Below are 22,320 nucleotides of genomic sequence, written 5' to 3'. Positions count from 1 at the left end.
TCCGACAGCCAGTACTCCGACAGCATTCGACGGTCGGGCAGTTGTTGATCGGCGCCCCGTCGTCGCGGCGCCCTCGTGTCAGATCTCCGACGAGCGCCGGCGCTGCTTGATGAGGGAGCTCTGCGGCAGGGAGAACTGGATCTCCTCGCGCAGGTCCTTGATCTTCGCGTAGCCCGCGAACTGCCCCGTCAGCCGGTACATCTCGCGCAATCGGTCCCAGGTGCGGTGCGAAGAGGTCTCCCCCATCGTCACCAGCGCGAGCCGCGCATAGCGGTCGGCCTGCTCGGGATCGTCGGCGATGAAGCACGCCGAGGCGAGCGAGATGTAGTCGAAGATCTTGGACCGCTGACGTCCATTGGCCCGAAGCTCCAGAGCCTGCTTGGCATGGCGCTGAGCCACGATCGCCGCCGACGGCTCGTGCTCGGCGAGCGTACGGAACGCCAGGGCCTGCATGCCGTGCAGATCCGCCTCGTCGAACATCTGCATCCAACTGGGGGGCGGTACATCGCTCTTGTCCGAGACGAAGAGTTCCTCGGCCTTGCCGAGCGTGCGACGCATCGCCTGGCCCCGGCCCATGGACGCCTGTGCCCACGCCTCGATGGTGTGCAGCATCGCCTGGGTGCGCGGCAGAACCATGTCGCCGGAACCCGACTGGGCGAGCTTCATCAGGTCCAGGGCGTCGTCGGGACGGCCCAGGTGGACCATCTGGCGGGCCGCCCTGGAGAGCGCCTCGCCCGCACGTGGGCGGTCGCCGCCCTCGCGCGCCGCGTGGGCCGCGATGACGAAGTACTTCTGGGCGGTGGGTTCGAGGCCGATGTCGTGGGACATCCATCCCGCGAGGACTGCCAGGTTGGCGGCGACGCCCCAGAGGCGGCGCTGCAGATGCTCGGGGTGGCGGTAGGCGAGCATGCCGCCCACCTCGTTGAGCTGGCCCACCACGGCCTTGCGCTGCAGTCCACCGCCCCGTGAGGCGTCCCAGGCACGGAACACCTCGACGGAGCGTTCGAGCGCCTCGATCTCCTCCGACCCGATGGGCGCGGCCTCGTACCGGTCGAATCCGGCGGGGTCGGCGTGCAGCGGGTCGTCGGTCCTTGGGGCATCGGCCGCCAGCACAGGGTCGGTGTGCAGCCAGTCGTGCATGGGGCCGGTGATGGTCGATCCTGCGGCGAGCGCGGCGCCCGCGCTCACCAAGCCGCGTCGGTTGAGCATGAGGTCCATTCCCGTGAATTCGGTGAGGACCGCTGCCGTCCGTTCGGGCGCCCACGGCAGTCCGTCGGGGTTGTCCTGCGTCCCGACCTCTCGCCGCTTCCCCACACGCCCGCGCCGGCCGAACCCGAGGTCCTCGATGGTCACGACACGACCGAGCCGCTCGGTGAACAGGGCAGCCAGCACTTTGGGCACGGGATCGCGGGGGGACTCCCCCATGTCGATCCAACGCCTCACCCGCGAGGTGTCGGTGGCCAGCTGCGGGTGGCCCATGGCCGCCGCCTGCCGGTTCACCATTCTCGCGAGTTCGCCCTTGGACCAGCCGGCGAGGCCGAACAGGTCGGACAGGCGGGTGTTGGGTTCTCCGGTCACGTCAAGCCCCCAGGTTCTCGGCTGTGTTGACAGTAACCCCCTGTCAGACGCCTTGCGACTATTCGCCAGGGTTCGCCAGGGTCCGCCAGATGGTCTGCCACCCGCGCGCCGGTGTCAGGTAGGAAAGCGCCACCCCGTCCGGCAGCCCTAGGTACTCCCCAGGGTGCCGAACGGCCGCCGGCCGGGGCGGTGCACGCAACTTGTCGGCGCGCGAAGGGATCTGTCTCGCCCATGTACACAGCATCGTCCTCCGTGACCGCCCCGCCCCGGCCGCTCCGTCCCCTGGGGGCGGGCGGCGGACCGTACCTCGCTCCGCATGCCGCTCCCCCGGCTCCCGGTACGGTCCGGCCGCGGCGGCCGGCGGGGCTGGGGGGCCCGCCGCTCAGCGGGCGGCTGGACCTCTCCGGACCGCAGGGCGCTCAGCTGAGGATGGCGATCGCCTCGGTGCACCGGATCTGCCCGGAGTTCAACCCGGTGCAGGTGCTGCGCCGCAGCGGCCGTTCGGTGCTCCTCGTCGGCTCCACCGGACGCGCGACCGCGGTCGCCAAGTGTTTACTGGACCACTCGCCCGCGTGGTCGGAGCGGTTCCGCCACGAAATAGCTGCATACCGTGCGTTCGTCCGGCACCGCCCGCCCGTGCGGGTGCCTCGGCTCATCGCGGCCGACCCGGAGAACTGCACGTTGGTGATCGAACGGATGCCCGGCCGGGTGGCGGCGCTGACCCGGCATCCGTCGGAGGCGCCGCCCCGTGCCGATGTGCGGGCCGCGCTCGGCGCGATCAGCCGGGTCAATGCCTGGAGACCGGCTCCGGGTCTCTTCGAGGCACCGCTGGACTACGCCTCCCGGATCTCCCGGTATCACGAGCTGGGGCTCTTCACCGACCGCGATCTGGGCGATCTGCAGAAGCTGCTGCACGGTCTGGTGCACGCCGGCGGCCGTCAGGGCATGGGGCAGTTCTGTCACGGTGACGCGCTGCTCTCGAACATCCTGCTGTCGCCCACGGGTCCGGTGCTGGTGGACTGGGAGCACGCGGGCTGGTATCTGCCGGGCTACGACCTGGCGACGCTGTGGACGGTCCTGGGTGACGCACCGGCGGCGCGGCGCCAGATCAGCCAGCTGGCCCAGGCCGAGGGGCCCGCGCGGCGGGACGCCTTCCTGGTGAACCTGATGCTGGTGCTGACCCGGGAGATCCGTACGTACGAGACGGCTGTCCAGCGGGCCATGCGTGAGCCGGTGCCCGCGGGCGCAAGCAAGGACCGCCCCGGTGCGCTGTCGTCGAGCGAGGAGCAGCGGTTGTTGCTGCGCCGGCTGCACGACGACTGCGCGATGGCCCGTCGGGCCGTACGTGCCGCGGTCGGCACTCGCTGACCCTGCCGGGGGGATGCGCGCTGCGGGGCCGGTGCCGACACACCGGTCCCGCAGCGCGCCGATGTGCTGTCAGGGGCTTGCGAAGTCGACCGCGTCCACGTCGAACGAGTTGTCCTGCGGGGACGTGAAGACGAGATACAGCTTGTGGGTGCCCTTCAGCTCCCGGACGGGCACGGCCGGGGTTGCCCGGTAGTTGTCCCAGCCCCCCGTGTCGGGGACCGGGGTGGTGGCGAGCAGGGGGCCGTCGGGGGCGTCCGCGCGCAGTTCGATCGCGCCGACCCCGTACGGTGAGGACAGCCGGTAGCCGACCGTGCCGATGCCCTCGACGCACATCGGGTCGAAGGCGACCCAGTCGCCGTGGGAGACGTCTCCGATCCGCTTGCCGTTCTCGGCTCCTTCCTGGGCGACGATCCGGGTGCCGGACTGGGCGTCGTAGTACTCCGCCTGCTTGTGCTTCGGCTGGAGCACGGCACGGCCGTATCCGGTGAGGGCCGAGACGCCGTCGCCGCCCCGGTCGGTGTATTTGGCGTTGAGTACGTACGTCAGGTCCGCTCCTTCGGGGTGGCCGCCGAGGTCACCGGTGTCCACGATGCCTTCGCAGCCGGGGATGTCGGTGGTGGGATGTTCGTGGTCGTCGTGCCCCAGCGCCGGGTTGACGGTGACCTTGGAGCAGTCGACCGGACCGTCCTCGGGGTCGGTGACCGTGACCTTGTACGGGATCTTGTCGCCGAACTCGATGAGCTTGCCGCTGACCGGGAAGTCGATGGTCACCTCGGGTGCGGTGTTCCCGGCGGTGACGGGGATGTTGGCGTAGCCGGACTTGCCGGTGGAGTCGGTGACCTTGAGCTGGGCGGCGAAGTCGCCCTTGACCGTGTAGGAGTGGGTGGGGTTCGCGTCGGTGGAGTCGTATGTGCCGTCGCCGTCGAAGTCCCAGGCGTAGCTGAGTGTGTCGCCGTCGGGGTCGTTGCTGCCCTCGCTGGAGAAGTCGACCTTCAGTGGTACGGGTCCGTCGGTGGCGGAGGCTGCGGCCCTGGCGACCGGTGCGCGCTGCCCCTGTGCGTAGTCGATGCGGTAGAGCCCCGAGTCGTTGTTGCCGCCGCCGAAGGAACTGCCCCATTCGAGGACGTAGAGCGAGCCGTCGGGGCCGAACGTCATGTCCATCGGCTTGTTGAACTTCTGGGAGGAGAGGAAGTCATTGATCTTCAGGACCTTCTGGTCCCTGTCGAAGCGGACCTCCTTGACGAAGTTGCGCGACCACTCGTAGAAGAAGCTCGCGCCCTCGAAGTAGGCGGGGAACTTCGTGGTGGACGGGTTCTTCGCGTCGTAGTGGTAGACGGGGCCGCTCATCGGGGCCGAGCCTCCACTGCCGACCTCGGGAAACTCCTTCGAATCCCCGTAGCCGTACCAGATCTCCGGCTGCTGGACCGGCGGGAGTTCGGTCAGTCCGGTGTTGTTGGGCGAGGGGTTGACGGGGCCGGCGCAGTCGAACTTGGGGCCGACTTCCTTGGTGTCGGGGTTGTACGGTGCGTAGGCCTGGTTGTTGCCGTGGCAGAACGGCCAGCCGAAGTTGCCGGGCTTCTTGATGACGTTGTACTCGACAAGGCCTTCCGGCCCGCGGTCGGTGGTGGGCAGTCCGCGGTCGGGGCCGTAGTCGGAGGCGTGGACGTACCCGGTCTTCGGGTCGACGGTGAAGCGGAACGGGTTGCGGAAGCCCATCGCGTAGATCTCAGGGCGGGTCCTGGCGGTTCCCGGGGCGAAGAGGTTGCCCTTGGGAATGGTGTAGCCGCCGGAGTCCTTCGGTTTGATGCGCAGGATCTTGCCGCGCAGGTCGTTGGTGTTGCCCGCGGTGCGGGCGGCGTCCAGCATCTGCTTGCCCTCGCGCCAGTCGAGCGGGGCGTATCCCTGCCAGTTCGGGTCGAGGTTGGGCGGGGTGTCGTCGCCGACGCCGAGGTAGAGCGTGCGACCGGGGCCGAACTCGACGGCGCCGCCGGTGTGTCCGGGCTCGGGGAAGGTGCGGTCGCGGTAGGCGGGGACGTCGAGGAGCTTCTTCTCGCTGCTGCGGTCGAGGACGTTGCCCTTGACGGTGAAGCGGGAGAGCCGGTTGACGTCCTCGGTGGCGCCCGCGGGGGCGTAGTAGAGGTAGATCCAGTGGTTCTTCCTGAAGTCCGGGTCGAGCTCCATGCCGACCAGGCCGTCCTCGCCGCCGGTGTAGACGTCGAGCTTTCCTGCGGTGGTGGTGGCGTGGGCAGCCGGGTCGTAGACGTTCACTTCGCCGCTGCGCTGGATGTAGAAGACGCGGCCGTCCGCGGCGACGTCGAGTTCCATCGGGTCGGCGGTGTTGTCGTCGAGGGTGACCTTCTCGTAGCCGCTCCAGACGGTGCCGCCGCAGTCCCCGGGTTTGTTGCCGGCGGCCCATTCGACGCCGCCGATGACATGGCTGCGGAAGGCGGCTTCGCTGTACGAGGCGGTGTCGTGGCCCATGGCGGTGGCCCAGACCCTGCCGCCCCCGGTGTTGCGGCACCAGGAGATGGGGTGGTCGGCGCCCATGGCGGAGCCGCCGGGGTTGTACGTGGTCTCGTCCGCGGTGACCAGGACGTGGACGTCGCCCCGGGGGTTCCGGTCGAAGTTGTACCACTCCTCGGGGCGCTCCCAGCGTTCCGGGAGACCCGCGGTGGAGGGGTGGACGCGGTCGGCGACCTTGGCGGTGCCCTGAAGGACTCCGGGTGAGTGGGCGGGCATGTGGACGCCGCCGTTGATGGCCTCGTCCCACCAGGGGAAGGTGTCCTCGATGCCCATGTCGAGGGTGTTGTGGATGGCGACGACGCCACCGCCGCCTCGTACGTAGTCCTGCATCGCTTCGCGCTGGGCGTCGGTGTCCCAGACCATGCCGGAGTTCTGCAGCATGACGATGACGTCGAAGTCCTTGAGCTTCGCCGTGTCGAAGACCGCGGGGTCGGCGGTCTCGACGACTGCGAAGTTACCGGCGGCCGCCTCCTCCTTGAACATCTGGATGCCGGCGGGGATGGATCCGTGCACATAGCCGACGGCGCGGGTGAAGAGGAGGGCGCGGAAGGCGGGAGCCTTGCCGGTGGGGGCCGCGGTCGCGGGCAGCGCGGTCAGCGCGAGCAGAAGTGCGCCGACCAGCGCGGTGAACATGTGCCGTATGTCGCGAGCATGACAGCGTAATCGTTGACGTCTCACGTGCGGGTCCTCTCTGCGGGTCGTGGACGAACGGGGTCAGGGGGTGGTGCCGAGAGCGCGGCGCAGAAAGGCCAGGCCGTCGGTCGCAAGGGTGTCCTGGGTGCCGGCGAGCGGCCGCCAGACCGAGGCCGCGACCGCGATGGCGTCGTTGTGCGCGGTGAACGATTCGATGCACAGCGGTCCGCGGTAGCCGCTCGTGGTGAGTGCGGTGAGGAAGCCGGGCCAGTCGAGGGCGTCGGCACCGGGGGTGCCCCGGTCATTGGCGCACACCTGGACGTGGACGATGCGGCCCGTGGCGCGGCGTACGGCGTCGGGCAGGGAGCGTTCCTCGATGTTCTGGTGGTACACGTCGAGCGCGAGGCCGATGGTGTCCTCGGGAAGTCCGGTCAGTGCTTCGAGGGTCTGGTCGACGGTGTTGAGCAGACTCGTCTCGTACCGGTTGAGGGGTTCCACGGCGATGCGCACTCCGTCGGCGTGTGCGTGGTCGAGGACCGGGGCGAGGTTCTCCCGCAACTCCTCGTAGGCCGCGGCGCGTTCGGCGCGGGTCATCCGCCAGGTGCGGCCGACCGCGGTGTACACGGGTCCGGCGACGGTGGGGGCGTTCAGGACCCTGGCCGCGTCGATGCAGCGGTGCAGGTAGTCCTGGGTGACCCGGACGGTCCGCGGGTCGGTCCGGATCAGGTTGCGGTCGGGGGGCATGACGGCGATCACCGCGGCGGGGGCCAGCCCGGACGCGTTGAGGAGCCTGGCGACGGACGCGGGGGCCCAGTCCCGTTCGTTCTCCAGCGGGATCTCGACGCAGTCGAAGCCCCACGCGGACAGGCGCGGCAGGACGTCACGGAGCGCTTCGTACGTCACCGGCGAGTGCCAGATCCAGGGATTCGCGCCGAGCGGGAGTGCGGGGGCGGTCACTTCTCGCCTCCCCACTTCTCCGGGAAGCCGGGGAGATCCTCGCACCCGCACATCGCGTAGTGCAGGGGCGGCATGCCGGGTTCGAGGTACTGGTCGAGGTTGTCCTGGGTGACGGTGGGCTGCGGAAGCTTCCACTCCTTCGGGACCTGCTCGCCCTTCAGGATCTTCAGCGCGGCGACGACGGGCGTTCGCCACTGGAAGGTGGGGTACGACGGGGCGATCGCGGTGAGCTTCTTCTCCTTCCATGCCTGGAGGAAGTCCTGCTGGTCCTCGCCGGTGATGGGCGGTACGTCCTTGGCGGCGTCCTCGAAGGCTTCGACGGCGGCGACGGAGGTCGCTCCGGAGTCCATCCAGACGCCGTCGATGCCGCCGTTGCGGGTGATCGCGTCGGTGACGACCGCCTTCGTCCTGGCCGGGTCGCCGTCGGTGAACTTCACGTCCACGACATCGAGTCCGCTCTTGTCGAACGCGATCTTCGCCGCCGCCCAGCGGGTCTCCAGCACATCGACGCCGGGGGAGATCCGCAGGGCGAGGACCTTCCCTCCGGGTTTCACCTTCTCGACGAGGAAGTCGGCGGCGACCGCCCCGTATCCGTAGCCGCCGATCGGGTTGATGAAGGTGACGGCGCAGTCCGTCTCGACGCCGCGGTCGAAAACGATCACGGGCACCTTTCCGCAGGCCTGCTCGACCGCTGGGGTGAGCGTGGCCGTGGTGTTCGGCGAGACGATCAGTGCGTCGCAGCCCTGGCCGGAGAGCTCCTGGATGTCGGAGATCTGCTTGTCGTCCTTGCCCTGGGCGTCGAGCACGGTGAAGTCGGTAATCTCCTCGTGGAGTCCGGCCTCGGCCCGCATGTTCTTCAGGCCGACCTGGCGCCAGGGGTTGAAGACTCCCGCGTTGGAGAAGCAGAGGTGGATTCCGCCGGAGCCGTTCTTCTTTCTGTACTGCGTGGTGTCGGTGAGCCGTGGCCGCAGCATCTGCTCCCACGGTTTGCCGGCCGGGCCCTGCGGCGTCTCCTCGGCGAGGGCGAGCTGCCGGTCGTACTCCGCCCGGTCGAAGAACTCCGACTGCTTGCCGGTACCGGGGCCGCCGCCTCCGGCCGCGGGCGCATCGGGCGGCGCATCGCTCGTGCAGCCTGCGAGCAGGGTCGCGCCGAGCAGGGCGGTGACGGACACGAGGGTGTGTCGGATCTTTCGCGTGCTCATGAGGTTTTCGCTCCCGGGGGCTCGGTGCCGCGGCGGCGCAGCCGGGACCAGTCGGCTGCGCCGAGCGCGACGGCGGCGATGACGATGACGCCTTGTACGGTCGGCTCCAGGGCACCGGAGACACCCCGGAGGTTGAGCAGGGTGAACAGCGCCTGGAGCGAGAAGGCTCCGGCCATCGCCGCGACGACGGAGCCGCGCCCGCCGCCGAGCACCACGCCGCCCAGGACGACGGCGGTGATCGCCTCGAACTCGTCGCCGCGGCCGGCCTGCGCCGAGACTCCGGAGAAACCGGCGACGAGCACGGCGGCCAGCGCGGCCGCGACCCCGGAGAGGACGAAGGCGAGGGTGCGGGCACGCGCGACCCGGACCCCGGCCAGGGCCGCGGCGCGTTCGCTGTCGCCGGTGGCGAGGAGCGTACGGCCGAAGTCGGAACGCATCAGGCGTACGGCGAGAAGGCCCGCGACGACGCACACGAGGACGGCCCATGGCAGCCGGCCGAACGCGGCGCCGCGCCCGAGAGCGCGGAAGGCGGCGGGCAGCGCCCCGTGCGGGGATCCGCCGGTCCAGAAGAAGACGGCGCCTTCGAGTATCAGCATCATGCCGAGCGTGGTGATGAACGACGGCACGCGCAGCAGGGTGGTGATCAGCCCGCTGACGAGACCGGCGAGGGCCCCGGCGAGCAGCAGGATCGCGGTGACGAGCGGCCACGGGGCATGCGGGAACGAGCCGTACAGTTCGGCGGCGACGACCACTCCGGCCGTGACGATCGCTCCGACGGACAGGTCGAACTCGCCGCAGACGATGACCAGGTACTGGCCCGCCGCGAGGATGACGAGGGGGGCGGCACGCTTGACGAAGGAGAGGAAGCGGTCGGGTTCGTAGAAGCCCGGATCGGTGAGGGCGAGTGCGGCGAGGAGCACCACGAGCAGGACGTAGACGGGCGTGCCGGTGGTGAGGGCGCCGAGGACCCGGCGGCCGGCGGATGCCTGTGCGGTGGTCATGCGGTCCTCTCCTGCGAGGTGCGGCGGCCTCGCGCGTAGAGGGCGACGGCCGCGATGATGACGACGCCTCGGACGACATTCTTGAAGAACGGGTCGACGGCGAGCTGGTTGAAGACGCTGTCGAGCACGGCGAGGACGAGGACGCCGCCGAGGGTGCCCGCCACTCCCCCGCGGCCCCCCGCGAGTGAGGTGCCCCCGAGTACGACGGCGGCGATGGACTCCAGGTCGTACCGGGCCTCGGTGCCGGCCCAGGGCGCTCCGGCGCCGAGCCGGGCGGCGAGGAAGAGGGCCGCGGCGCCGGCACAGAGTGAGCACAGGATGTGGGCGGTGACGACGGTGCGCCGGGTACGGACTCCGGAGAGCCGGGCGGCGTGCTCGTCGCCGCCGGTCGCGTACATGTGATGGCCGAGCCGGGTGCGGCGGGTGATCAGCCAGAGGGCGGCGGCGACCGCGAGGAGCAGGAAGAGGGAGACGGGGACGGGCCCGATCCGGTCGTAGCCGAGGTGCTGGAAGGAGGCGGGGACCTTTCCCGCCGGGCCGGTGTAGGTGTCCTCGATCCAGCCGCGCAGGATGAAGGCCGTGCCGAGGGTCGCGATGAACGCGTTGACCCCGAGGCCGGTGACGATCAGCCCGTTGGCCAGTCCGACGGCACCGCAGAGCGCGAGGACGGCGAGGACCGCGACGAGGACGCCGCCGCTCTCCATCGTCTCCGCGGCGACGAGGGTGCCCAGGCTGATGAGGTGGGCGACGGACAGGTCGAGCGAGCCGGTGAGGATGACGGCGGACTGGCCCACGGCGACGAGGCCGAGGGCGACGCAGTTCTGGAGGATCGTCACCGCGTTGGTGACGGTGAGGAAGTCCCCGCCGCGGGCCGCGACGACGATCCAGCCGGCAACGGTGACGGCGAGGGCGGCCGGCCAGACTCCGGCCACCGGTCCGGTGCGGCGCAGCCCGGCCGGCCGTCCGGGGCCGGTGCGGGGCCGGGGCTTCGGGTCGGTCCCCGGTGTGGTCATGCGACTCCCTCCCGCCCACGGTCGCCGCCGGTGGCGATGCGCATGACGGCCTCTTCGGCGGCACCGGCGGGGAGTTCGCCGGCCAGGCGGCCGTCCGACATGACGAGGACGCGGTCGCTCATGCCGATCAGCTCGGGCAGTTCGGAGGAGACGATCAGCACGGCGAGGCCCTCGTGTGCCAGTTCCCGTACGAGGGTGTGGATGGCTGCCTTGGCGCCGACGTCGACGCCGCGGGTCGGTTCGTCGAAGAGGAGCACCCGGGGGCGGGCGGCCAGCCACTTGGCGATGACGACCTTCTGCTGATTGCCGCCGGACAGGTACTGGACCTGCTGGTTCAGGCCGTGTGCCCGCAGACGTACGCGGTCCAGCAGCGCGGTCACGTCGAGGCCCGCGGGCGGTGCGCCGCGGGCGGGCACGGCCCGGGTCACGAGCAGTGCGTTGTCGGTCACGGACTGGCGCAGGGCGAGGCCCTCGGCCTGGCGGTCCTCGGTGACCAGGGCGATTCCGGCCCGGACGGCATCGCGGGGGCGGGCCGGGCGCAGGGGCGTTCCGTCGACGGTCATGGTGCCCCTGGTGAAGGGGTCGGCGCCGAAGAGGGCGCGGGCCAGGGAGGTGCGCCCCGAGCCCTGGAGACCGGCGACGCCGACGACCTCGCCGCCCCGCAGGGTCAGGTCGATGCCGGAGAGCCGGGCGTTGCCGCCGCCGCTCACGGCGAGCCGCACCGGGCCCGCCTCGCCGGGACGGGCCCTGGGCGGGTAGTAGGCATCGAGTTCCCGTCCGACCATGGCGCGTACGACCGTGTCGGCGTCGGTGTCCCGGGTCGTGAGCGTGGCGACGCGGCGGCCGTCCTTGAGGACCGTGATGCGTCGCGAGAGCGCGAAGACCTCGCGGAGCCGATGCGAGATGTAGAGGATGCCGAGCCCGCGGGCGGTCAGACGGCGTACCAGGGAGGCGAGTTGGCGAACCTCGTGGTCGGCGAGTGCGGCGGTGGGTTCGTCCATCACGAGGATCCGGACGTCGGAGGCGAGGGCCTTGACGATCTCCACGGTCTGCCGGCGTGCGACCGACAGTTCGCGGACGCGGGTCCGTGGGGTGATGCCGGTCTCGTCCATCTCGGCGAGCAGGTCGGCGGTGCGCCGTTCCATGGCGCGCCGGTCGACGAGTCCGTACCGGGTCGGTTCGCGGCCGAGGAAGACGTTCTCGGCGACGGTGCGGTGCGGGAGCAGCGCGAACTCCTGGTGGATGATGCCGATTCCGGCGGCCTGGGCCTGCGCCGGATGGCTGAAGGAGTACGGAGTGCCGTCGATGGTGAGGGTCCCGGCGTCGGGTGCGTGCTCGCCCGCGAGGATCTTCATCAGTGTTGATTTGCCCGCGCCGTTCTCCCCCACCAGGGCATGCACTTCTCCGGCTTCGAGATCGAGCCCCACCTCGTGGAGCACACGCACCCCGAGAAAGCTCTTGGACACACCGTGCATCGTCAGCATCGAGTGGCTCCTCGCTCAGCGGTCTGCAGAGCAGAGTCGTGACACGCCTTAGGACTGTCAAGGGCTCAAACGCCTTTGTTCTCAAACGACTTGGCGAGGAGTTACGCCCGATGGCCGAACAGTGCATGCCTTGTGAGCAGCAGAAGTCGTCCCTAGGGTGACTGTCATGCCTTCGCCGTCGGATCGCACGTCCGCTGCCGCCTCGCACTCACCCGGCGAGGTGCTCGCGTTGATCAGTTCGGGGGCGGTGGCGACCCGTGCCGACATCGCCCGGATCACCGGGATGGCCCGTTCGACGGTCTCCCAGCGGGTGGACGCGCTGATCGCGCACGGCCTCGTCGACGAGGACGCCGACGGTGGTTCCACCGGCGGCCGCCCGCCGCGCCGGCTGGCGCTGCGCACCCGCGAACACGCGGTGGCCGGGGTGGATCTGGGAGCCTCGCACTGCAGGGTGGCGCTGATGGACATCGGCGGCGCCACCCTGGCGGTGCAGGAGGAGCCGCTCTCGATCGGTGACGGTCCGGACGCCGTGCTGCGGCATGTGGAGCGGACGGTGCGCACCCTGCTCAAGGAGGCGCGCCGGGAGCCGGAAACGCTGCGGTCCATCGGCGTGGGGGTGCCCGGCCCGGTGGAGTTCTCCACCGGGCGTCCTGTCGATCCGCCGATCATGCCGGGCTGGCACCAGTACCCGATCCCGGAGTTCTTCGCCGCGCGGTTCGGGGTGCGGGCACTCGTCGACAACGATGTGAACGTGATGGCGCTGGCCGAGCAGCGCCGCGCCTTCCCGGACTGCCGCTACCTTTTGTACATCAAGGTCGGCACGGGGATCGGCTGCGGGATCGTCGCCGACGGACAGCTGCACCGGGGTGCGCAGGGATGCGCGGGCGACATCGGCCACATCCGGGTCGCGGATCTCGACGATCCGTGCCGGTGCGGCAATTCGGGCTGTCTGGAGGCGGTCGCGGGCGGTGCGTCACTGGCGGCGAAGCTGGTCGGTCTGGGTCTGGACGCGGCATCGGGCAGTGATGTGGTGCGGCTGGTGCGGTCCGGGAACCGGGACGCCGTACGGATGGTTCGCGAGGCGGGCCGGGCGGTCGGAGAGGTGCTCGCCGGGCTGGTGAACTTCTTCAACCCGGACACGGTGGTGACAGGGGGCGCGCTGGCCGCGGTCCACGATCAACTGCTCGCGGGGGTACGGGAGGCGGTCTATCGGCGCTCGCACCCGCTGGCCACCCAGCTGTTGCGGATCGAGCCGAGCCGTACGGGTGAGAACGCGGCCGCGGTGGGGGCGGGCATCCTCGCGATCGAGCACGCGCTCTCTCCCGCACAGGTGAACCGGCAGGTGGCGGGCTGATCCCACGTGCCCCTCCGCGCACGGATACCGTTGGCGGAGGGGCACGGGTCAGGCGTGCACACCGTCACGCGTTCACGCCGGGGTCGTCAGGTCCCACCGTGTGCCACGACGGCGCCGGTGCGGTCTCAGCGCGTGCGCACGATGTCCACGTCGGATGCCTTCACGAAGGCGACCCGGTGGCCGATCTGCACCGTCACGTACTTCTCCTTGCCGCGGAAGTAGGCATGGTCGAGCGGGTACGAGGAGTCGATCGTCGGGGCGTAGAAGTAGCCCGTGGGCGCTTCACCGCCACCGGGGTAGGACTGGCCGGCCTTGATCGTGTACTGCAGCGGCGAGCCCACCCGCTGGTCCGCGAAGTCCGCGGGGTACTCGGACTTCTCCGGGTATGCCACCCCGTACACCGGCACGTCCGTACGGCCGGCCTTCGGCCTGACCACGTAGCCGGAGGTGGGCGTGGTGGTCCGGGTGTGGGCCGGGGTCCTGAACCATGCCTTCTGGCCGTACCACCAGATCGCCGTCCAGCCGGGGGCGTGGTCCGCGACGACGGCCTGCTGGGTGGCGCTGATCTTGCTTCCCCAGTCGGCGGCGCAGTTCGTGCCGGGCGAGCCGTCGGTGTGGAGGCCGGGGTCTGAGAAGAGCGGTGCGTCGGCGGACGGTGCGGTGTGGAGCGGGACGGCGCTGGACCCCTGGACCGGTAGGTCGACGCCCTTCTCGCAGTCGCGGAATCCCTGCTTGTTCTTCTTGAAGTCCGGGCTGACGGTGATGAGTTCGCTGTTCTTCGGGGCGCTGGGCACGGTGGGCCTGCCGAGCAGCGCCATGAAGCGGTTCCAGTCCCAGTAGGTGCCCGGGTCCCAGTGCATGTTCTTGGTGCCGGCGGCGCTGGTGGGCGGCACACCGTCGTGGCCGATGATGTGCTGGCGGTCGAGCGGTATGTCGTACTTGGCGGCGAGATAGCGCACCAGCTTGGCGGTGGAGCGGTACATCTCGGGGGTGTACCACTTGGCGCCCTCGACGGCGACACCCTCCTGCTCGATGCCTATGGAGTGGCTGTTGACGTACCAGTTGCCCGCCTGCCAGGCGACGTCCTTGCCCTTGACCATCTGGGTGACGTGGCCGTCGCCCGAGCGCACCACATAGTGGGCGGAGGTCTGCTTCAGCGGGTTCTGGAAGATCTTCAGGGTGGTGTCGAAGTCCTCCTCGGTGTCGTGCAGAACGATGAATCTGATCTTGTTGGTGTGCGGCCGGTCCGAGGTGTCGTAGTTCCCGTACGTCTCCTTGTCGGCCGGGTCGCCCGTCTGCTGGTAGGCCGCCGGTACCCAGTCGCAGGCGAGGCCGCGCGGGCATTCCGGCCGCACCCCGTCCGCACCGGCCTGCGCCGCGGGACTGAGCAGTGCCATGCTCAGTGCACCGACCGTGGTCAACGCGAGTGCGAGTCCGGTCTTCTGCTTGGACGTCATGACAACCCTTCTTGGAGCCGTGCGTGATCCGATCTCACTGTTCCGCTGTGCGCGCACACTCTCTGACCTGAGGTGATGGCGCGTCAAGGGTTCAGTGGGGGGCACGGGCCGAGCCAGTGGACCAGACCACTGGCAGGGTGTCTGACCTGCGGCCGGAAAGTGGCAACCGGTCGCTGGCGGCGCCTGGTCACCCACGTCCTGCCACCGGTCGGCCGACCGGTGGCATGCGCGCGCGGGCCATGAATAAGCACATCATTTATGTGACTAATCCGGGATATGCGTGCCCCGAACGGCCGAAGGGTAGTGCTCGCGCGGACACCACCGGTCCGTGCGGCGTACGCACGGAGATCTCGGAAAGGCCGGACGCACATGGCTCAGCCCTTCACCCTGCCGGACTTCTACGTTCCATATCCGGCGAGGCTCAATACCCACCTCGAGGAGGCACGACAGCACACCAAGAAGTGGGCGCGCAGCATGGGGATGCTGGAGGGTTCGGGCATCTGGGAGGAGAAGGACCTCGACTCCCACGACTACGCGCTGCTGTGCGCGTACACCCACCCCGACTGCTCGTCCGAGGCGCTCTCGCTGGTCACCGACTGGTACGTGTGGGTCTTCTTCTTCGACGACCACTTCCTGGAGCTGTTCAAGCGCACCCCGGACCGCGAGGGCGGGAAGCGGTATCTGGACCGGCTGCCGGCGTTCATGCCGATGGACCGCGGGGCTCCGATGCCGGAGCCGACGAATCCGGTCGAGGCGGGACTGGCCGATCTCTGGACGCGTACGGTGCCGAGCATGTCCGACGCCTGGCGGGCCAGGTTCGCCGTGGCGACGGAGAACCTGCTCAACGAGTCGCTGTGGGAGCTCGCCAACATCAACGAGGGGCGCATCGCGAACCCCGTCGAGTACATCGAGATGCGCCGCAAGGTGGGCGGGGCCCCCTGGTCCGCCGGGCTCGTCGAGTACGCGGCGGACGCGGAGGTCCCCGAGTCGGTGGCCGACGAGCGTGCGCTGCGCGTGCTGCGGGACGCCTTCTCCGACGGCGTACATCTGCGCAATGACCTCTTCTCGTACCAGCGGGAGGTCGAGGACGAGGGTGAGAACAGCAATGGTGTGCTGGTTCTCGAGCATTTCCTCGGCTGCTCCACGCAGGAGGCCGCCGACGCGGTGAACGATCTGCTGACGTCGCGGTTGCAGCAGTTCGAGAACACGGCGCTCACCGAACTCGGTCCGCTCTGCGCGGAGAAGGGACTCGACCCGGCGGACACCGCGGCGGTACTGGCGTATGTCAAGGGGTTGCAGGACTGGCAGTCGGGCGGCCACGAGTGGCACATGCGCTCCAGCCGCTACATGAACGACGGCGCGGCCGGTGGGACCGAGCCCGGTTTCGGCATGTCCGCGGCGTCGATCCGGCTGACCTCTCGCTCGGAGTCGGCCCGGCTGCGCAGCCACACCCATGTGCCGTACCAGCATGTCGGCCCGTCCCTGCTGCCCGACTTCGAGCTGCCGTTCGGTACGACGCTCAGCCCGCATCTGGACGGGGCGCGGGTACGGATCGTCGACTGGGCGAACCGGATGGGGATCCTCCAGGCGCAGCCGGGCGTGCCGGGATCGCACATCTGGGACGAGGCGCGGCTCGTCGCGATCGACCTGCCGCTGTGCGCGGCGGGGCTGCACCCGGATGCGACACCGGAGGAACTGGATCTGTCCTCCCAGTGGCTGGCCTGGGGGACGTACGGCGACGACTGGTTCCCGGTGGTGCACGGGCGGCCCCGTGATCTGGCGGGGGCCAAGCTCGCCAATGAGCGGCTGTCGCTGTTCATGCCCCTCGACGGGTCCGGGACGCCCGAGCCGGTCAACGCCCTGGAGCGCGCTCTGGCCGACCTCTGGGCGAAGACATCGGCCCCGATGGACGCGAGCGGGCGCCGCGCCTTCCGGACGGCGGTCGAGGACATGACCGCGAGCTGGGTGTGGGAGCTGGCGAACCAGGTGCAGAACCGCATCCCCGACCCGGTGGACTACGTCGAGATGCGGCGCAAGACCTTCGGTTCCGATCTCACGATGAGTCTGTGCCGTCTTGGCCACGGCAGGAAGGTGCCGCCGGAGATCTACCACAGCGGGCCGCTGCGCTCGCTGGAGAACGCGGCGTCGGACTACGCGTGTCTGCTCAACGACCTGTTCTCGTACCAGAAGGAGATCGAGTACGAGGGCGAGGTGCACAACGGCGTCCTGGTCGTGCAGAACTTCTTCGGGGTGGACTATCCCACCGGGGTGGCGATCGTGCACGGCCTGATGAAGTCGCGGCTGCGGCAGTTCCTGCACGTTGCCGAGCAGGAACTGCCGGTGGTGTACGACGACTTCGGGCTGGACGCGGAGGCGAGGGAGATCCTGGCCGGGTACGTGCAGGAGCTCAAGCACTGGCTCGCGGGCATCCTGATCTGGCACCGGGACTGCCGGCGCTACCGCGAGGAGGACCTGCGGCGGGGCACCGGCACCCCGTGGCACCTCAGCGGTCCCACGGGGCTCGGTGTCTCGGCGGCGCGGGTGACCGCGCTGTTCGCTCAGCCCTCGGCCGTCAGCGTGTAGCGCCCGCCCGCACGCGCCTTGAAGACCTTCTCGCCGTTCGCGAACAGCGAGCTGCGGACGGTCACTTCGCGGCTGCGGCTCGCCGTGATCACCACACGGCGGGCCTGCCCCGAGGCCCATGCGATGTCGACGGTGAAGCCGCCCCGGGCACGCAGCCCGCGTACCGATCCGTCCGGCCAGTTCGCCGGGAGGGCCGGGAGGATCTCGACGGCACCGTGCTGGCTCTGCAGCAGCATCTCGGCGATGCCCGAGGTGGCGCCGAAGTTCCCGTCGATCTGGAACGGCGGGTGGGTGTCCCAGAGGTTGGGCAGGGTGGAATTCTTCAGTTGTTCGGCGAGCATCCGGTGGGCGTGGTCGCCGTCGCGCAGCCGCGCCCAGAAGTTGATCTTCCATGCCTTGGACCAGCCGGTGCCGCCGTCGCCGCGCGCGCCGAGGGAGACCTTGGCCGCTTCGGCCCATTTGCTGCCGGGTTCGATCTGCCGCCCGGGGTGCAGGGCGAAGAGGTGCGAGACATGGCGATGGTCGTCGGCCGGGTCGTCGCGGTCGGTCTTCCACTCCTGGAGCTGGCCCCAGGAGCCGATCCGCAGCCCGGGGTCGAGCCGGTCGAGGGCGGTCTCCAGGCGGCTGCGGAAGGCGGGTGCGTCACCGAGGGTGCGGGCGGCCTCCAGGGTGTTGGCGAGGAGGTCGTGGACGATCTGCTGGGACATCGCGGCACCGGCGGTGAAGTCGCCGTGCTCGGGAGAGTAGCTGGGGGTGACGACGAGCAGTCCGTCGCGCGGGTCGGTGCGCAGGTTGGCCAGCCAGAATTCGGCGGCCTCCTTCATCGCGGGGTAGGCGGTGGAGCGCAGATAGCCGGTGGAACCGCCGAACCGGTAGTGCTCGTACATCTGCTGGGTCAGCCAGGCGGCGGCCTCGGGGAACCAGAAGGCGGTGGACCAGTCGTGGACGCCGGTGAAGCCGTACGGGTTGGTCTCGTTGTGCACGACCCAGCCGGCGGTCCCGAACATCTCCTTCGCCGTTCTGCGGCCCGGGGCGCGCATCGCTTCGACGCAACGGCCGTAGGGTGCGGTGGTCTCGGCGAGGTTGGTGACCTCGGCGAGCCAGTAGTTCATCTGCAGGTTGATGTTGCTGTGGTAGTCGGCGGACCACGGCGGGGTGGTGGAGTTGTTCCAGACGCCCTGGAGGTTGGCGGGCAGCGAGCCGGCCCGCGAGGAGGCGATCAGCAGGTAGCGGCCGTACTGGAAGAACAGCGCCTCCAGGGCCCGGTCGGCGGGGCTCGTACCGCCCGTGTACCCGGCGAGCAGCTGATCGGTGGGCAGGTCCGGCAGTTGCTGGCCGATGTCGAGGGCGACCCGGTCGAAGAGGGACCGGTGGTCGCGTACGTGGGTGTCGCGGACCCTCTCGTACGAGGTGCGGACGGCCGCGTCCACGGCGGTGGTGACCGCTCCGTGCGGGTCGTCGCCGCGGTAGGAGGGGTAGCGGTCGGCGTAGTCGGTGGCCGCGGCGAGGACGAACCAGGCGCTGTCGGCTCCGGTGACGGTGAGAGTGCCGTCCGCACCGTCGGTGACGGTCCCGCCGCTGGTCCGGACGCGGATCTGGGCTTCGAAGCGCAGGCCGTTGTCCTTCAGCGCGCCGCGCACGGTGAGCCGGTCCTTGCCGGCGGTGGCGGTGCAGTCGCCGCGGGGTGAGGTGTGGCGCAGGGTGAACGACACCTGTCCCGGACGGTCGGCGGCGAGGCGCCCCGCGATGACCCCGTCCGGGTGGGAGACGAAGAACTCCCTTGTATGGACGGCGCCCTGGTGGGAGTACGTGACGGCGGCGAGGGCGTTTCGCAGATCGAGGGTCCGCCGGTAGGAGGCGTCGGGGGCGGCCGGGGCGTTCGGCAGATCCAGCCACAGGTCGCCGAAAACCTGGTAGGCGCCGTAGCCGCGACGCGCCTGGCCGAGCTCGGCGGCGACCGCGTCCGGGTCGAGAGCGCCCTGGCTGTCGAGGCGTTGCTGTACACCGGCAAGGGCACCGGGTCTGGGGGTGGTCCAGTTCCCGAAGTCGTAGCCCTCGGCGGAACCGGGGCCGCCGGTCCACAGCGTCTTCTCGTTGAAGGTGAGCCGCTCGGAGGCAAGGGTCCCGTACACGCTCGCACCGAGCGCACCGCCGCCGATGGGCAGCGACTCACGCTCCCAGCTCGCGGCCGGTGTGTCGTACCGGAGGGTCGGCTCCGCCGCTTCCTTCGCGCGCGCGGATTCTGCCACCTCCTTCGATTCATCGGAGGTACCGGTGGCTGCCGCCGTTCCGGAGAGGGCAGGAACTCCCCACGCCAGAGCGCCGGTTGCGCCAATCGCTGTCTTCACCGTGGTGCGTCGCGTCATCCCGGATGTCATGCGGCCGACGGTAAAGGTCCGACGACTGCCCCGACAAGGCACATGACAAAGCGGCCTCTTGGACAGAGGCCGCGAGCACTTGGACAGTTGGTTGTGCGCACCCCGCAGCCGCCCGACACATACGGGCGGCCGGCGAAGGAACGTTTCTAGCCCTGCTGGAACAGCTCGGCGGGCAGCGGCTTCAGCAGGGTGTACAGATCATCGGTGATCGGCCGGTCCCAGCTGGCGATGGTGACGAGCACGCCGTCGCTGCGGTCGAACTGGACACAGGAGATCCGGCTCTCGGAGAGCTTGACGCGGCGGACGATCAGCAGGTTGTCGCCCTGCATCACGGGCATGTCCTCGGTGCCCGTGACCTCGACCGGTTCGTCGTTCTCGAGCGCGAGCAGCAGCTGGGCGACCTCGAACGGGACCTGGCCCTCCTCGGTCTCGCGGGCCGGCGAACCCTCCGGAAGATTGCCGATGATCATCGCGGGGCCACGTCCGCCGAACAGGTCGTAGCGGAGAAAGACGCCCTGACAGCTCCCGTCGGGCGCGGGCAGCAGACCGGCGCCGAGGTTTCCGGGCCAGTCCCCCGGGTCCATGGCCAGGACGTCGAAGTCGGGGCCCGCGGGTGTGGCGGCGCTACGGCGGCGGAGGAAGGACATGCAGACATGTTACGTGTCCCGGCTCACGTTGCGGAGCCGGGTCCGCGCAGGCCGGGGCTCGATCGGGGCCGCGGGCCGGACTCCGCGGCCAGCGTCTCCAGCACGCCGACCGCCTCGGCGGCACGGTCGTACGGAACGAACAGGTGATCGTGATGGAAGCCCGCCACCACGTTGCAGCTCAGCCCGGCGTCGGTGAGCGCCAGGGACACGGCCGCGGTGAGCCCCACCGCGTCCAGTGCGGAGTGGACACGGAGCGTGATCCAGCCCGCCACGTAGTCGTATCGCAGGCCCGCCGAGACGGCTTGCGCCTCCGGCAGCACCAGGGTGAGCCCTTCGGGCTCGGTGACGGTCACGACCGGGTCGACGCCCTCGGGTGCCGCGCCGCGGGGCGTGGTGGTGAAGACGTAGCGGCCCGGGTTCAGCTCGGGCCGCATGCCGCTCAGCAGGGTTCGAAGATCGCTCTCGCCTTTCACGGTCACCACGCTACGTGGCGCGACGGCGCTCGTGGTGGCGGGCCACCCGGGCACGATTGCCACAGGACGGCTTGCACCACTCCTGGCGGGGGTGCTCCTTGACGAAGTACCGCACACAGCGCGGGGCGTGGCAGGCGCGCAGCGCCGCGCGGTCCGGCCCGGCGAGGAATCCGACGGCCGCGCGGGCGAGGGCGGCGGGCAGCGCGTCCCGTTCCGCCGTTGCGCCGACCGGGTGGTCGCGGACGGCGGGAGCGCGGTCCGGCGCCCAGTCCAGACGCGGCACGGTCGGGACCGCGGCAGCGGCGGCATTGAGGCGGCGGAGCGCCTCCTCGAAGGGCAGCAGGCGTCCGGCGTCGGCGGGGCTCGGGCCGCCGGGGCGGACGGCGTGGGCGAAGAGCGCCCGGACGGCGGCGCGCAGCGATCGCACGGCTTCGAGGGAGTGTCCGTCGGCCGCCCAGGCTTCGCCGCCGGCCCCGTCGCCGAGCAGCGCACGCCGCTCGCGCACCCAGCGGGTCAGCCCGTCCGGGGTGGCGAGGTCGTCGGCGACACCGCCCCGCCCGTCGTGGCGGACGGTGAGGGCGAGGTCGAGCACGAGCCGGGTGTCGGACACGGGGCTAATGGTAGCTTCGGCCTGAACCATTAGAGGTGAACACCGGGAGGGTCGGCATGGCCGGACTGCGCCAGTTGCTGCGTGGCATCGACGTGTTCCGGGGCGAGCTCCCCGCGTTCGATCCGCGGACCGCGCCGGAGACTCCCGCCGCGCTCTTCACCGAATGGCTGCTGCACGCCGTGGAGTCCGGGGTGCGGGAACCGCACGCGATGGTCCTCTCGACGGCAGGGGCGGACGGGAATCCGACCGCCCGCACCCTGATCCTCAAGAACGTCACCGGGCGGGGCTGGCAGTTCGCCTCGGACACGGGTGGCGTGAAGGGCCGCGATCTCGCGGAGCGCCCCTTTGCCGCGCTCACCTTCTACTGGTCCCCACTGGCCCGGCAGGTCCGGGTGCGCGGGCCCGTGGTGGCGGAGAGCGCCGAGCAGGGCACGGCCGACTTCCTGGCCCGGGGTGCGCAGGCCAGGGCCGAGTCGCTGCTCGGACGGCAGAGCAGCCCGCTCACCGATCTCGCGGAGCGCGACGCGGCGGTACGGGAATCGCTGGCGCGCCTGGAGCGGGAGCCGGATCTCGTATCTCCGGGCTGGACGCTGTACACGGTGCGCCCGCAGAGCGTGGAGTTCTGGCAGGGCGACCAGCAGCGCAGGCACACGCGGCTCAACTACCGTGCCACCGGGGATGGTTGGGTGCGCGAGCTACTGTGGCCCTGAGGAGGCGCCGAGCCGCGGGCCGGCTCAGGTGAGGTCGAATTCGCCGTCGCGGGCGTTCACGACGAAGGCGCGCCATTCGGCCGGGGTGAAGATCAGTGACGGGCTGCCGGGTTTGCCGGCGTTGCGCATCGCGATGAATCCCTCGACGAAGGCGATCTGGACATCACCCGCCCCCTGACTGCCCGACCGCCAGTCCGCGCCGCTGAGGTCGAGGTCCGGCTTGTCCCAGCCCGCATAGGGCTGCCGGGTGGTGGTGCTCTCCGCCACGTCGGCTCTCCTCCCACTTGTCGTCCCGGCCAAAGCCTAGCCACCGCGAGCGGCCCGGGACAGGCCGCGTGGCGGGCTTCCT

General features: G+C 70.4%; 17 protein-coding genes. 4 read left to right on the top strand and 13 right to left on the bottom strand.

Annotation, left to right across the window (positions count from 1 at the left end):
* Window positions 1–78 precede the first annotated feature (78 nt).
* Window positions 79–1,578: a hypothetical protein gene (locus ACIOMQ_RS18915; protein ID WP_362198945.1), complete on the bottom strand. Its 1,500-nt coding sequence runs from the start codon at window positions 1,576–1,578 to the stop codon at window positions 79–81.
* A 231-nt stretch (window positions 1,579–1,809) separates the two neighbouring features.
* Between ACIOMQ_RS18915 and ACIOMQ_RS18910 the strand changes: the two genes are divergently transcribed.
* Window positions 1,810–2,946 carry an aminoglycoside phosphotransferase family protein gene (locus ACIOMQ_RS18910; protein ID WP_401756442.1) on the top strand — a complete coding sequence of 379 codons (1,137 nt, stop codon included), beginning with the start codon at window positions 1,810–1,812 and terminating at the stop codon, window positions 2,944–2,946.
* Between the two features lie 69 nt (window positions 2,947–3,015).
* Here ACIOMQ_RS18910 and ACIOMQ_RS18905 read toward each other — a convergent pair whose 3' ends face one another.
* The 6 genes from ACIOMQ_RS18905 to ACIOMQ_RS18880 form a co-directional block, all read right to left on the bottom strand.
* A complete protein-coding gene (locus tag ACIOMQ_RS18905; protein WP_402189573.1) occupies window positions 3,016–6,102 on the bottom strand; it encodes a ThuA domain-containing protein in 3,087 nt (1,028 codons plus the stop codon).
* An 81-nt stretch (window positions 6,103–6,183) separates the two neighbouring features.
* Complete coding sequence (locus ACIOMQ_RS18900) at window positions 6,184–7,059, bottom strand: sugar phosphate isomerase/epimerase family protein (protein WP_362198936.1); 876 nt, start codon at window positions 7,057–7,059, stop codon at window positions 6,184–6,186.
* A complete protein-coding gene (locus tag ACIOMQ_RS18895) occupies window positions 7,056–8,261 on the bottom strand; it encodes an ABC transporter substrate-binding protein (RefSeq protein ID WP_402189569.1) in 1,206 nt (401 codons plus the stop codon). Before ACIOMQ_RS18895 ends, ACIOMQ_RS18900 begins: the two co-directional genes overlap by 4 nt.
* The gene (locus tag ACIOMQ_RS18890) at window positions 8,258–9,262 is read right to left on the bottom strand and encodes an ABC transporter permease (RefSeq protein ID WP_362198930.1); all 1,005 of its coding nucleotides are present in this window, start codon (window positions 9,260–9,262) and stop codon (window positions 8,258–8,260) included. The genes ACIOMQ_RS18895 and ACIOMQ_RS18890 overlap by 4 nt, the downstream gene beginning before the upstream one ends.
* Window positions 9,259–10,275 (bottom strand): ABC transporter permease, encoded by a 1,017-nt coding sequence (locus ACIOMQ_RS18885; RefSeq protein ID WP_402189567.1) that lies wholly within the window; start codon window positions 10,273–10,275, stop codon window positions 9,259–9,261. The genes ACIOMQ_RS18890 and ACIOMQ_RS18885 overlap by 4 nt, the downstream gene beginning before the upstream one ends.
* Window positions 10,272–11,759: a sugar ABC transporter ATP-binding protein gene (locus ACIOMQ_RS18880; RefSeq protein ID WP_401940185.1), complete on the bottom strand. Its 1,488-nt coding sequence runs from the start codon at window positions 11,757–11,759 to the stop codon at window positions 10,272–10,274. Before ACIOMQ_RS18880 ends, ACIOMQ_RS18885 begins: the two co-directional genes overlap by 4 nt.
* 166 nt (window positions 11,760–11,925) lie before the next feature.
* Between ACIOMQ_RS18880 and ACIOMQ_RS18875 the strand changes: the two genes are divergently transcribed.
* Entirely contained in the window at window positions 11,926–13,113 is a 1,188-nt protein-coding gene (locus ACIOMQ_RS18875) for an ROK family protein (protein WP_402189565.1), read from the top strand.
* A gap of 125 nt (window positions 13,114–13,238) precedes the next feature.
* Here ACIOMQ_RS18875 and ACIOMQ_RS18870 read toward each other — a convergent pair whose 3' ends face one another.
* On the bottom strand, window positions 13,239–14,570 hold the full coding sequence (locus ACIOMQ_RS18870; protein WP_362198918.1) for a peptidoglycan recognition family protein: 1,332 nt from the start codon (window positions 14,568–14,570) through the stop codon (window positions 13,239–13,241).
* 369 nt (window positions 14,571–14,939) lie between these two features.
* On the opposite strand from ACIOMQ_RS18870, the gene ACIOMQ_RS18865 reads away from it, so the two are divergent.
* Complete coding sequence (locus ACIOMQ_RS18865; protein ID WP_402189562.1) at window positions 14,940–17,153, top strand: germacradienol/geosmin synthase; 2,214 nt, start codon at window positions 14,940–14,942, stop codon at window positions 17,151–17,153.
* Here ACIOMQ_RS18865 and ACIOMQ_RS18860 read toward each other — a convergent pair.
* The 4 genes from ACIOMQ_RS18860 to ACIOMQ_RS18845 all read right to left on the bottom strand — a co-directional run bounded on the left by ACIOMQ_RS18860 (window position 17,129) and on the right by ACIOMQ_RS18845 (window position 21,291).
* Window positions 17,129–19,531: a glycosyl hydrolase family 95 catalytic domain-containing protein gene (locus tag ACIOMQ_RS18860; RefSeq protein ID WP_402189559.1), complete on the bottom strand. Its 2,403-nt coding sequence runs from the start codon at window positions 19,529–19,531 to the stop codon at window positions 17,129–17,131. The genes ACIOMQ_RS18865 and ACIOMQ_RS18860 overlap by 25 nt on opposite strands.
* Before the next feature lie 146 nt (window positions 19,532–19,677).
* Complete coding sequence (locus tag ACIOMQ_RS18855; RefSeq protein WP_018550733.1) at window positions 19,678–20,178, bottom strand: hypothetical protein; 501 nt, start codon at window positions 20,176–20,178, stop codon at window positions 19,678–19,680.
* Between the two features lie 23 nt (window positions 20,179–20,201).
* Complete coding sequence (locus ACIOMQ_RS18850; protein WP_362198909.1) at window positions 20,202–20,651, bottom strand: ACT domain-containing protein; 450 nt, start codon at window positions 20,649–20,651, stop codon at window positions 20,202–20,204.
* 10 nt (window positions 20,652–20,661) lie between these two features.
* Complete coding sequence (locus ACIOMQ_RS18845; protein WP_362198906.1) at window positions 20,662–21,291, bottom strand: ABATE domain-containing protein; 630 nt, start codon at window positions 21,289–21,291, stop codon at window positions 20,662–20,664.
* 26 nt (window positions 21,292–21,317) lie between these two features.
* Here ACIOMQ_RS18845 and ACIOMQ_RS18840 point away from each other — a divergent pair, with 26 nt between their 5' ends.
* Complete coding sequence (locus ACIOMQ_RS18840) at window positions 21,318–21,971, top strand: pyridoxal 5'-phosphate synthase (protein WP_401940197.1); 654 nt, start codon at window positions 21,318–21,320, stop codon at window positions 21,969–21,971.
* A 24-nt stretch (window positions 21,972–21,995) separates the two neighbouring features.
* Here the strand turns inward: ACIOMQ_RS18840 and ACIOMQ_RS18835 are convergent, their stop codons facing one another.
* A complete protein-coding gene (locus ACIOMQ_RS18835; RefSeq protein ID WP_362198900.1) occupies window positions 21,996–22,238 on the bottom strand; it encodes a DUF397 domain-containing protein in 243 nt (80 codons plus the stop codon).
* Window positions 22,239–22,320: the final 82 nt, after the last annotated feature.

Origin of the sequence: Streptomyces sp. NPDC087845, from assembly GCF_044742755.1 — a bacterium.
Taxonomy (GTDB): domain Bacteria; phylum Actinomycetota; class Actinomycetes; order Streptomycetales; family Streptomycetaceae; genus Streptomyces.
The sequence above is the reverse complement of the archived record's forward strand: the minus strand, read 5'-3'. Positions and strand labels throughout refer to the sequence as shown.